Genomic DNA, 12,745 nt, shown 5'->3' on the forward strand with positions numbered 1-12,745 from the left:
TTTACTTCGTCAACACCGCCATTTCATAGTCAAAACGGGCTGCCCCGTATTTCGGAGCAGCCCGTTTTTTATTTTCTGCGTTTTTTTTACTTTCCTACATAGAACGCCGCACGGTAATCGGAACCGGTGGTAAATCCTACGGCAACAGGCATTTCTTCTGTAGTGCCGAAATACTTTGCTTTCGTTTCAATACAAATACGGCTGTTTGCAGCGCGCTCGTTAAGAGGCGCAGTCATTGTCTCCCAGCCTTCCACATCCGTTCCCATATTACCGAAGTCCATAGATGCTTTATAGGCAATGCGGATAGCATCATACGAGTTGGGACGGGACACATACGAGATATACGGAGTCGCGTCGTTCATAGTCATATCTATAAACATACCGGAATCATCCAACACTTCCGACTTTTCAAACGTATACTTTGTCGAACCGGTATCGGACCTATCTTTAGATTTTACGTACACGAGCTGCCCCTTGGTGTTTTGGAACGCGATATGCAGATAGCCGTCAGTGCCGATACATGCATTTATGTAATTGCTTGCAAGCTTACCGTTCGGATCTGAAGAAGCGAGAACGCTCTGAATCTTCCAATCGCTTGATGACTTGGGCTGTTTTGACGTACTTCTTGCAAGGCGCAATCTTCCCGTAGTAGCATCCATATACACTACTATGGGATAGCCCTGTGTAGTTGTCGCAACGGCAATGGATTCCCACACCGTATGTGAAACGGAAAGTCCGTCTTCAAAAGCAGAAGCGCTCAGTACATACGGAGATGCATAAGTTGAACCGTCGGGGCTTACAAATGTAAATGAGTCCGCCGGATGATCCGGAACCGTTCCATTCGTATCGGTTACATCGGTATTTCCGTCTATAACGCACCACGGAAGCGCCTTGAGGCTTGTATCCGGTGTTTTGCTGTCGTCTACCCATGAGAATTTTACGGCTCCGGTTAATCTGTCATAATAGACAACATAGATGTTATTCTCGGAACGTACGGTCCGTATGTTTTTAAACTGCTGCAACTCATTATCGTAGGTAAACAGTTCAAAACGGTACATTTTAGCGTTATTATAATTACCGACATCCGTATTAACAGCATCTTTATCATAAAGATATATACCGCCCGCATTTTCAGGATTGGTATCATTCCACGGAGAACCAGGTACTCCAATACCCCATTTGTAAGGAGTTCCTCCATGATAATTTGCAGCATACAGTACGTTTACTTCCGTTCCGTTAACGGTTATATCGGTTTCTTCCGGCGGATCGTATCCGGTAAATAACGTCGTCGTACCGGTTCCTCCCACTTCAACAGCACTAGTTCCTGTAAATTCATTTGAATAATACACTTCCGACTTTGAATAATTACTGAACGAAGCATACAGCGTTCCGCCGGTTCCTTTGCTCATTGCCGGATAGATGGCATTTTTGCTGCCCTTAAACGTATCTTCCTTATTTACACGCCAGATATGCACAAGCCTGTCGTCGGAATGTTTTGCGGTTCCGTATGTACTGGAATCTTCCATATTGCTTGCAGTATACGCATTTGTATTATTCACCGCGTCAACACCGTTTACAACAAGATGCAGATATCCGTCTTTTGCCGTATCGGGTACTGTAAAGGTAAAACTCTTCTTATCACCACTTAAAGTAAGATTGTCCATTGCAACTGAAGAACCGGTTCCGTCTTTATGTTCCGTAATCTTTAAAGAGGTTCCGCTTCCATCAGCAAAGTTAAAGCCTGTAAGCGTATTGCCTGTTTCCCCGTGGAGCAAAGGTATGGCACCGCTTCTCGCTCTGTTTGTATTGTATGTACTATTTCTGCTGACAGCGGTAATATACGGTACAATATCGACTCTACGATTTTTTGCAACCTCATTAGCCTGGTTTGTATCTTTCACCTTGATCGTAATCGTTTTATCGGTTCCGACAACGCCTGTTATCTTTGCGGTATTCCAATCGAGCCGCCATTTAACGGTATGACCGGTTTCCACACTGAAGTCACTCGATACGACACTGAAGTGCCAGCCATGTGCGTTAAAGTTCCCTACATCTGAAAATGAACCTAACGTAAAGGCCGCAAGTTTCGTATATCCTGCATCCGCACCTGTGCCAGGTGTTCCGCCGGTAAACGTAAAGCCGTCTATCTTTGCCCAAATTTCCGTAATAACCTGATCGTCATGTGCAGTTCCCGTAATGCTTATCTTGCCGGAAACTTTATCGTCTTTGTCCATAAGACCGTTTACTTGGTTAAACGTGCTTGGTAAACCAGTTCCTATTTCGATGTGTCCGTTATCGCGGCTGTTGCCGTACAAGCTGTTTTCAGTTTCGGAAACCCACTTAAACGGATCTATCTCGTTTGTCGGCGCAATTCTGTCCTTTGTATCGACGATAACCTCCAGTTCCAGTTCTGCCATCCAAGTATCGGTACCGCAGGTTAAACCTGACGCGGAATCCCAGAGTGTCAAAAGCAGCTTACGCTTTTTGGGATTAGTCGTACTAAGATCGTCGCTTTGACCTATTTTAGTAAAATCAGCCGCATTCAGCGTAATGATACCATCTGAGGGTAAAGCAGTTAACCCGTATACATCCTGACCGTTTGTTAAGCATTTCAACGTATACTTTTTAGTTCCGTTCCCGCCGGATATACCCACTTTAATCTGCGACTTATTATTTTTAAACCTGAAGACATCCCCATCGGCTTTACCGTGCCAATCGTATTTTTCGCTGTCGATACCGTTAGGCTTATCGGCATCATAGGTCAGAGCCAACGTTTTGGTTTCACCGGCATTAGCAATAGTGCCGTTTCGGTTAATATCCGTTCCCAGCTCTACAGAACTTATCTTCAATGAATTTTTCTTCAGTTTTACCGGTACTTCAATCGGAGCATGCTCATTATTTGCACGGTCAATCGGAGTAATAACGATTTTTCCTTTACCGTCGGCAAAGCTGCCTACATCGATCACTCCTTTCCATGTTACAAAGTTGACATCTCCGCTGCCGACATCCGTTTGCACGCCGCTCGGTACCTCTAAAGTAATTTCGGTTGCAGAAGCGTTGTTATAGTTTACTTTGACCCTTTCAACTCCCGCGCCTACATCGTATGCAGCACCAAACACGCCGACCTTGCCGGTGCCATCAGGCCGCAGATATTCAATAGGGCTGTAGATAAGATAACCCTTTGTGGGATGCGCCGGAGCGGAGGCAAGCGTAACCTTGCCGATGCTTCTGTCGAAGCCGGTAATTGCAATATCCTCGCCTGAAGCAAAAAACTTCGTTGTTGAAGCGTCGATATTTGTTTTTCCTATCAACGCAGGATCGGTAAACGAAGTTTCGCTCACCTGTACGGTGCCCGACGAAGCTATTTTTGTACCGAACACAGCTGTAGGAGCACTGTTATCGTATTTAAAAGAGAATGAATCTGAAGCCGTCAGATCACTTGCAGTCGGATCCAACTTCTTTGCTTTTATCGTGATATTGATCGTAAAGCCGTTATTGCTTCCGGGGCTTGCCGTAGTTTTTAACGGGATCTGCATTTTATAATTGTTACCGTTTTGTACAAAGCATTGCTGATTATGGATCTTATAGCCGGTTATTTGACTATCGCCCACCAAAGAAGTCGGAGAAGTGTAGTTACCGCTTATAGAGATCATTTCTATACCTGCACTATGCGCCAATTCCGCACATAGATAAAGCGCATCTCCTTTTATCCACATATTTGAAACATAGGTTTGGTTTTCAGGGTTAAGCGGACCTGAAGGGACGGACGTATTGATATTACCGCTCGTCGCAACCTTCATACCGGTAATGGTCGGAGCGGTTTTATCGATTTTGATTTTAACGGGTGATGTCCACTGCCCTTCGACTCCACCGGTATTTTTACCTCGCAATCTGAACCAAATAGTTCGCGGAGTATCGCCCGGAGGATTAAATTCTTTACCGCTATTTATTTCCTGAGACCAATACGGACTTCCCGCCGTATATGAGGTTAACTGTTTTCCGCCGGAAGGACACCAGTCGGTTGTGCCGAACATGGCACTCTGGTCAAAATCAGGTTGATCGGGATGCCCTGTTTTTGTTTTATCGGTGATTTGAATCCACACGGAACCGACTTGTCCCGCCGCAGGATTGGGTACACTCACGGTACCCGAAATAGTGATCGTACCGCCTAAAACTTTATCCTTCTCAGGTGTTAACACCGTTACTTCAGGGATATCTCCGTTAGGGTCTACTCTTATTATTCTTAGGATAATATCGATATTGCCTTTTTGCGTACTTTCACCTGCTTTATCCTCAACTAAAAAGAAGATCGGAATATCATACAGTTCAACTCCCGCTGCGAGCCCTTCAACCTTTTTACCAAGCGTTTCAGCTTTGGCTTTTTGAGTGATATTATCCGTGCCGGTAAAGCCGATAGCCCACGTATCTCCCGACAAACTAAGCGGTTTCCATTCCGTAGAGGTTTCAGACGGTTTTACCGTTATATCGTTGGTATCTCGCTTACCGACGATATATTTTATGCTCTTTACACCGCTGGGTGTATCGATAACCGAGCCGCGCATAGTAAAATCACCGCTCTGACTTCTCGATAAATCGGGACTTGTTATCTCCACCGTCGGTGCCTTTGTATCAAAGGTAAAGTCTGTTTTATCCGTATCGGTTGAACCTGAACCCGCTTTACCTAAAAAGTGAATTATATGAGTTCCGTCTGAAAACCCGACCGGAAGTTCTTTTTGTTTAGATACTCCGGCAGGATCCTTCCATTTTATAACGTACTTTCCCGATTCTTTAACTATTTCAACTTCTACTTCATATCGCGGATCATTGGCTGCTGCAGAGGCTTTTTTAAGTTCTATATCACTATCGTTAACGTTCGCACCTATATTGCAATAGACGTGACCGGTTGTTGTATCGATTCCGGTAACATCAGCTGCAAGGACGAATTTTGCATTTGCCTTTTTAAACCCTTGCGGACGGATCGGTCGTATTCTAGGACCTGTTCCGACGGCAAGGAAGTTTATAATATAAAATCCGCCGCTCGCCGTATTGGAATCGTCATACGCTTCAAAGCGGTGCGGATCGCCTCCGATAGTATCGGTACCCTTCACCTTTACGGCATATTTACCTTCACCCCAAGACGTATCGAATGTACATTTTACGCGCAATTTTCCGTCTTCCATCGTGATACGGCTTGTGTCCGTCAGCTCGGAAAATTTTACAAGCGATTTTTCCTCAAGATTTGTACCGTTTTTAAAGCTGGCTTCCGGCGTACCGGTTCCGTTCCACTTTAACAAAACGATTTCGATATTGCTTGCTTTATATGCCGCAAGGCCGGAACCTTCAACCAGCGGAGTATTGTCTTTGTTGCGGATAAGCTCTACCGAAAATGCCGTTTCGTTTCCCGACTTAAACAGCAGTGAAGACGCTTGCGAAACGTTTAACGAATTTCCGGGCAAATTCTTTATGCCGATAACTTTAAATCCCGGCGATTTGCTCGGTTCCAGTTTAAAAGTGCTGCGCTTTTCGCTCATTTTTATCATCGCCGTTTTAAGCGCAGCCAAAGCAGCCGTGTCGCCGCGCAATGCTTTTATTTTTTTATCGTGATCGTCTTTATCCGACCCTTTTTTACCGGCAAAATAATCGCTGATCACTTCGGGCGTATACCCCTTTGCGATAACAGCGGTATATATGTCATCCCACAAATAGTACCAATCGGCTTTATTGCCTTCGCCTGAAGCGTTGTCGCCTGTATATTCGCGGGCATTGTCGTATAAATACAATTCGCTTCTGATAGGCTTCGTTTTATCCTGTGCCTGTAAACCGTATAAAGCATCTGTAGGAGTGTAAACGGCAACTTGCGCGTTTATATTGTTGCCGACAAACATATTGGTCATATCGATCGGCGGCGTTCCCGGAACATACACATTCAGCTTTTCAACGGTATTTTTTTCCCCTGCTTGCCCTACGACCGAAAAGATCGCTCCGTAACCGTCCGCCTGCGGAGTCGTCGGATCGGTTACCTCTACAACCGTCGACGGCCTCGATACGATAAACACCGGCGGCGTATTGTCGATTTTATAATTTTTCGTAAAGTTTGACGTTTTGCCGCCGCTGTCGGTAACGGTAACGATGGCCGTATATTCGCCGTCGGGTATGGGATAGATTTTTACGAGTTCATGAGGCGCGGCTTCCGTTTCCGTAGATTCGTTGTTTATGTTTGCAGTCCACGATGTACTGTACGCACTCGGGGATGAAAGTTCGGCCGGAAAGGAACGCGTCTTCGCTTTCGTTTCGATGTTTTCAAACACAATCGAAACCGCTTGTACGCCTTCGTCGTCTTTTGCCGTGCCTTTTAACACAAAGCTTCCGCGTATCGGAGTTTCACCCGCATCGGGATAAGTGATTTCGCCGCTCGGAGGCAAAATATCTATGCCTCCGCCCAACGAAACGTACTGCGGACAAGCCGTGCATACAATCAACGTCGCAAACAGCAGTGCAGCATACAAAAATCCGCGCCCCGTTCGCCTGTTTTTATTTTTTAATATTGTATTTTTCATAACCTTCCTCCTAGTAAGAGGCTGTCGAAAAAGCAATCACTTTTACGACACCCCCTTTGTATATATCTCTTACCGCTTAAAATACATTAACACGAACACCGCCTGCTATATGCGGCATAACGGATTTTATCGACGGTCCGTCGACATCGGTCGGAATAAACCACAGCTGCCCCTCGGTAAAGAACGAGAATGAGCTGAAGCGTTGCCGCTTGTGCAGCTTTACGCGCGGAAATTCCACTTGAACCAAACCGGCCGAAAGCACTTGGGGCTTTCCGCTTTGCGTTTCGCTGAACAGCGAAAACTGCGCGCCGACCGCTACGTTCAAATAGAGCCACTGCCAATCGGGTCCGAAATAATAGCCGAAGGGCAGTTCGAATACGTTCGCCAAAAGTTTTATAGAGCCCACGTGTCCGCCGTAACGGATCTGCCGCAGCGAGCGGTCTTGCGTTTTATAAAACCAGTCGAATTGACTTTGCGTAAACTGCCCGTAATGGAACTGCAGTTTTACGTTGTCGTCGAAAAAGCTTAAACCGATACCGGCGTTCCACAGCGTCGCGCCCCAAAAGCCGAGTTCGAAATGCAAGCCCTGTATGAATTTGGGCACTCCGTACGTCGCTTTGTCGCCTTTGCGCAGCGCGGCGCTTGCCTCTTGCAGTGCAATATTATCCCGCGTTAAACCGGTAAACGATATGCTTCCGTTATAGCGTCCGCCTTTGCCGGGCGAAATCAGCGTTATGTCGGGAGCCGTTTTGTCTATTTGTATAATCGTCCTGCATATCGCGACTTCTTTGTTTTCCATGACGGCACGCACAAGCAAAAAATGATTACCTTCGACCAAGTCTTCCGTTTCGATCCGGTACTGCCAACCGTTTTTGAGTTTTGCGGGAGCGAAGGTTCGTCCGTTGTTGAAACTCACTTCAACTTGCTTTAAGCGCTTCGACGCAAAAAGGTGTTTCGCATCCGCCGATGCGTCTTTGGCAAAGGCGGCGTCTTTTTCCGCTTGCGAAACGGCGTAGCCCGCCCTGCCTTTTAGATACGGACGGTCGATCGCAAAGTCTCCCATCGCAAGGTTGTCGATCGTGATCCACGGGCCGTCTTCGTTGTACTGCATGGAAACCCCGCTTGAAATCACCGTTTGGTTTGCGGGAAGAATTCCCTTTATTTCAATCGTATGCGTACCTTCGCTTATGACATCGGAATTCAATTGAAACGATACGTAAGACGTTTTGGATACATCGGATGTCGTTATCTGTGTTCCGTCTATAAACAGCGATACTTGTTGTATGTTCGAAGAGGGATCTACACGGCCGTACACGTTGAATTCGCCGCACAGGGTTTCGCCGTTTAAGGGGTACAGTAACTCTATTTTATTTTTATCCGCCTTTCGAGAGACGTCGAAGTTTACGGCCGCTTCGTTCGTATTGCCCGCTTTGTCGACGCCCGATATTTCCAAATTGTAACGGCCTTCCGGTAAAGAGGCGATATCGATGCTTTCGGCGATAAGCAATTCCGTTTTCAATTTTATCTGTGCGAGAGATGCCGGAACCGTCGTATTCGAAAGGCTCTTTATTTTCAGCGTTACGCCTTCAAGCGAAATATTGTCCCACGCCTGACCGGATACAAACAAATCTTTTTCAAGCGTCGAGCCCGCCAAAGGATATTCGATTTCCAATGAAGGCGGAGTGTTATCGGTATTGATCAAAGTCGACGATACCGATTCCAATCCGTACTTGTCGATCGTTTTGATGAGCACGACGTGGGTGCCGTCGCCGATAACCTGCGTGTTGAGCGAATAGCTCCATTTTTCCGCTCCTTCGGTACGCAGAAAACTGTTTCCGTTATTCACCGATATGTATACTTCTCCGATACCGTTTCCGTCGGAAGCCGTACCGCCTATCGTTATGAGACCCTTTACCGTTTCGTTGATATCGGGCGAAATCATGTGCGCGACAGGTTTTTCGAGAGACACTCTGATTTTGCGTTCGACCGGCGCGCTTTTTACGCCGTAAATGTCTTCACCGTATATGCTGATCGTATGTTCGTTGTCGGTCAAAGACGAGAGAGCGACCGGAATAGAAAACGTATGCGTGACGTCGAGCGTCGTATACGGCGCATTGTCGATCTTGTAATGAATTTTTGCCGGAGCGTCGTCATCGTACACGATACCCGAAATCTCGAAGTCTTCGACGATAATCTGATTTTCAAACGGCAGATGTATTTCGACAATCGGAGCGTCTGCAGCAGTATCGATATCGAAATCGTACGTATCGATAAGCTTTGCGTTTCCTGCGGCGTCGGTAAAGCGGAACTTCATATTTTTGCTTATCGGTTCCGATGCGGTGCCGATAACGACATTCGAAAGCGACGCATACGGAAATTCCTTCCATGCGGAATTCTTATCTTCGGCTTTGTATTCGGCTTTTACGCCGCCGAATTTTTCGCTGATTTTAAAAGCCGCCGTTACCGAACCGTTTACTTTATCGCCGTTTGCGGGCATCACCATACGCACGTCCGGCGCTTCGGTGTCTTTTATGAAAATCCTGTGTTCCGAAGTTTTTTTGCCGACGCTGTCCGAAGCGACGACGGTGAGGAGGAGCGCTCCGTCGGGAAAGCCTTTTACATCAAGTGTTTTTTGAAAGCGGCTTTCGAGCGTTCCCGTTAAAACTTCGTCCGAAGACGCAGACGTCAGGCTGTATTCAAGCGGGAACGACGTGCCGCTCACGCTTCCTGAAAATGCGATCGAATCCTTTACGTACGACGATGATGCGGATTGTTCGAGCGTTATGACGGGGAAAGCCGTATCGACCAGTATATCGACGCTTTCGCTCGTCATTTCTTCGCCGTCGCTTGTGCGTATCGTCACGCGGACGCCGTTATATGTTCCGTCTTTTGCCGCAGCGATTTTTACAACGTTTCCTTCAACTTCGCAAGCGAGTTCCGCGGAGCCGGACAATTCGACGCTTTCGATCTGCGCACCTTCGGCCGAATAATACAAGCCGGTTAAAAACTCATCCGCTTCAAGAACCGTAGCGTTTCCAAGCCGTCTTCCCGCCCACGCAAACGCAGCGGAATCGCTTGAAGCGGCGCTACCTGCAATGCCGATGAGCAGTTTTTGCCGTACGACACGGTCTGCCGTATCCGTTGCGCTCACGGATATCTCGTATATGCCTGCGCTCATTTTTTCGTTTACGGGCGGCCGCACGGTGAATTCGGTTTGACCTTCTTTAAGGGCGAACGCTTTTTCTTCTTCGCCGTTAAAACCGACAAGTACTTCGCGCAAGCCCGCTTCGGCTTTAATGCGGACGGCAGTCGAAACTTTATTTTGCGCGCCGTACAAAGGAATGACAGTGCCGCCCGATTCAAACGAGATGACGGGCGCTTTTCCTATTGAAGAGAATTGAACGGTATGCGCGTTTCCCGCCGTTCCATCGGCGCGTACGGCGTACGCAATAAGCGTATGGTTTCCCGCGGAAAGTTCGTCTTCGGTCGCGGCAAAGGTGCCCGACGATTCGGATACAGCGACGGTTTTTTCTTCACCCTTGTCGATTCTATAACGGATTTCCGACGCGTTTGCGTATCCCAAACCGGAGATAAAAAGCGTGCCGTCTATTTTTTCGTTCCCTTTCGGACTTGCGATTTCCAAATCGGGCTTGTCTTTCGCTTTATCGATTTCAATCTTCTTTCTCTCTCTCACGACGTTTCCCGCAACGTCTTTTGCAACGAATTCGATGATAACCGATTTTGCACTTGTACGGGTAAAATCGAATTCTTTAACCCAATAATCGTTGCCCGGCGTTACGGGGATGTCTCCGCTTTCTTTTCCGCATATCCACGAAAGCGATTCGAGTCCCGTACCGTCGGAGACTTTACCCGCAACGGAAAAAACGCTTGAAACGGTTTCGGTTTCATCGTCCGGATAGATAAACGAAAGGGTCGGTGCAACATTGTCGACAAAGAATAAAAAAGTGTAGATTCCCGTCGAACCCTGTTTATCGACCGCTTTAAACCAGCATACGTTCGGGCCGTCGGAGAGCAGTCCCGTTTTTACGTCGAGTTTAAAAAACGAACGATTCAGTTTTTTATTGTGTGAAAGGCGTACTTCTTCAAATTTGTTCCCGTTGTCGAGCGAATAAAATAGGCGATCTATACCGTTTCCGTCTTCAACCGTTCCTTCCAGCTGCACGGTACCGGACACCAAAGTACCGGCTCCGGTATTCGTAACGTCCGTGACCGGCTGTCGTCTGTTCAAATTAAACGAAGTCTTTACGCTTTTTCCCTGAATACCGTTTACATCGACACCCCACACTTCGACGGTGTGCACGCCTTCGGCTAAAGACGCCGTATCGAGCGCGTACGACCAAAACTCCGTACCCTTAGCCGTATATATTTGTTCGCCGCCGTCGATGCGGAGCGAAACGCTCGAAACCTCATCGTCGTCATAACAGGTTCCGACGATATCCACATTGCCGCTTACGGCCGCGCCCGAACCGGGAAAAGCGATCGACGTAACGGGTAAATCCGAAGCGGGATCTATGTACATATTAAAAGGGCTCGCATAACCGACATTGCCGGCGATATCGCGAGCCGTTATGAGGATATTGTATTTTCCTTTTTTTTTCGCCGAAATATCTACCGTTTCCTGCCAGCTTTCCAACGGCCTGAGTTCGGTTTCGGTTATATCTCTGGAACCGAATGCGTAGATACCGCCTAATGTGCAGCAAAAGCAAATGATACATGCAAGTTGTTTCATAAAACTCCCTTAATTATAGTAAGTATAACCGATAAACGATTTTCAAACGACTGTTCAAAGTAGGTACCGGCCGATAAAAACATCGATTCGCTCCATTATCGGCGCGCCCTTTCGAAATCTTTACGTCGGGACATTGCGGCCGAAGAGTATTTGCCCAAAACGGCGAACAGTTAATTCTGTCATATTCTGTACTAAAATATTTTTAATTAAAATACTCTAAAGTATCTAATTACTCTAAATTATAGCAAAGAAGCAAAAAAAATGCAAGCGTTTATGTGTAGTTGTAATAGCAGCGTACCCTGTTTATTATATAAATATCGATATGCAGTGCGTTTCGGCAGAGACGGTTTTGTCTTTTTCGAAACGGGGCGGCGTATCGCCGCACACACATTGCGCACGTTTTACCGCAGCACCCCGTATCGACAGGCTGCCGAAAAAGTAACCGACTTTTAAGACTGCCCTTTTTCCGGCCGTAGAATTATTTTTTCCAAACTTTTAAATTATCTCTGCGGATCTTCAGCTTACCGGCCGCATCGGTTTTATAATAATCGACGTTCAGTCCTCCTTCCCAATTTCCGTAGAGGGGATTCGGCAAAACGATGTATTTTATGCCGAAGTCGGCTTTGTATTTGTCGACGGCCGCACGGCGTACATCGTTGAGCTGATGATATGTTTCTCCCGTAAAGGCGAAATCGTCCAGATTGTCGCCGATAAAGACGACGATTTCGTAACCGGCTTTTTCCACCTGTTCAAAGCGTCCCGTTTTTTTCGACTCTTTGTCTTTTAAGAGCATCGATGTTTCATCGACGCCGGTAAAGCCGAGCGCTTTTAAATTATTAACCGTCGGCTGATATTCCGCACCGGCCGTACGGTTCGAAACGTAAAACATTTTGCCGCCGTGCGAATTAACGTAATTTGCAAATTCGACGGCTCCGGGAATCGCGCGCGCCTGTTCGGCTTTGCACCACGTCGTCCAAGACGCGGGATCGAATCCCTTGTGTTCGAGCAGGCGGCTCGCGCCTTCGGCGGAATTATCGATCATCGTTTCGTCGAGATCGACGACGACCGCTTTTTTCATGCCGTTTGCCGGAGCGGCCGCATCGAACGCCGCTTTTGCCGCATTGAACGCTTGATATGCGAGCGCGCGGTATTCGCCCGATTGCTGCATCCAGTTGAACGCCTGCATCCCCTGTTCCGCGAGCAATACTTCGTCCGCTTCATTTTTCGCCGCAGCTGCCTGCTTCGGTTTTTCCGCCGCCCCTAAAGCGGTCGTACACAATGCGAAAAAAATCGCGCCGATAAAAATTTCCGAAATCGATTTTGTTATGCGTTTCATCATAACCTCCTGATGTATGTAATAAAAGTATACGGCTTCAATGCCGAAAAACGACGCCGATGCCGTAACGAGTTTTTTTAATTTTACAGCACCGGACGCGGT

General features: G+C 47.1%; 4 protein-coding genes. 1 reads left to right on the plus strand and 3 read right to left on the minus strand.

The window, feature by feature from the left end; translation table 11 throughout:
- Positions 1-86 precede the first annotated feature (86 nt).
- The gene (locus tag HMPREF0860_RS06965) at positions 87-5,894 is read right to left on the minus strand and encodes a hypothetical protein (protein WP_231364337.1); all 5,808 of its coding nucleotides are present in this window, start codon (positions 5,892-5,894) and stop codon (positions 87-89) included.
- A 319-nt stretch (positions 5,895-6,213) separates the two neighbouring features.
- Between HMPREF0860_RS06965 and HMPREF0860_RS14120 the strand changes: the two genes are divergently transcribed.
- A complete protein-coding gene (locus tag HMPREF0860_RS14120) occupies positions 6,214-6,399 on the plus strand; it encodes a hypothetical protein (protein WP_231364344.1) in 186 nt (61 codons plus the stop codon).
- Between the two features lie 234 nt (positions 6,400-6,633).
- Here the strand turns inward: HMPREF0860_RS14120 and HMPREF0860_RS06970 are convergent, their stop codons facing one another.
- The gene (locus HMPREF0860_RS06970) at positions 6,634-11,307 is read right to left on the minus strand and encodes an Ig-like domain-containing protein (RefSeq protein WP_021330373.1); all 4,674 of its coding nucleotides are present in this window, start codon (positions 11,305-11,307) and stop codon (positions 6,634-6,636) included.
- 478 nt (positions 11,308-11,785) lie between these two features.
- Entirely contained in the window at positions 11,786-12,643 is an 858-nt protein-coding gene (locus HMPREF0860_RS06975; protein WP_021330381.1) for a 5'-nucleotidase, lipoprotein e(P4) family, read from the minus strand.
- Positions 12,644-12,745 lie beyond the last annotated feature (102 nt).

Source organism: Treponema socranskii subsp. socranskii VPI DR56BR1116 = ATCC 35536, from assembly GCF_000468115.1.
Lineage (GTDB): Bacteria > Spirochaetota > Spirochaetia > Treponematales > Treponemataceae > Treponema_D > Treponema_D socranskii.

Excerpts from the sequence above, each read along its gene's own strand:
- HMPREF0860_RS14120 (WP_231364344.1), top strand. The coding sequence starts at position 6,214 with ATGTTTGCAGTCCACGATGTACTGTACGCACTCGGGGATGAAAGTTCG.
- HMPREF0860_RS06965 (WP_231364337.1), bottom strand. The coding sequence starts at position 5,894 with ATGACCAATATGTTTGTCGGCAACAATATAAACGCGCAAGTTGCCGTT.
- HMPREF0860_RS06970 (WP_021330373.1), bottom strand. The coding sequence starts at position 11,307 with ATGAAACAACTTGCATGTATCATTTGCTTTTGCTGCACATTAGGCGGT.
- HMPREF0860_RS06975 (WP_021330381.1), bottom strand. The coding sequence starts at position 12,643 with ATGAAACGCATAACAAAATCGATTTCGGAAATTTTTATCGGCGCGATT.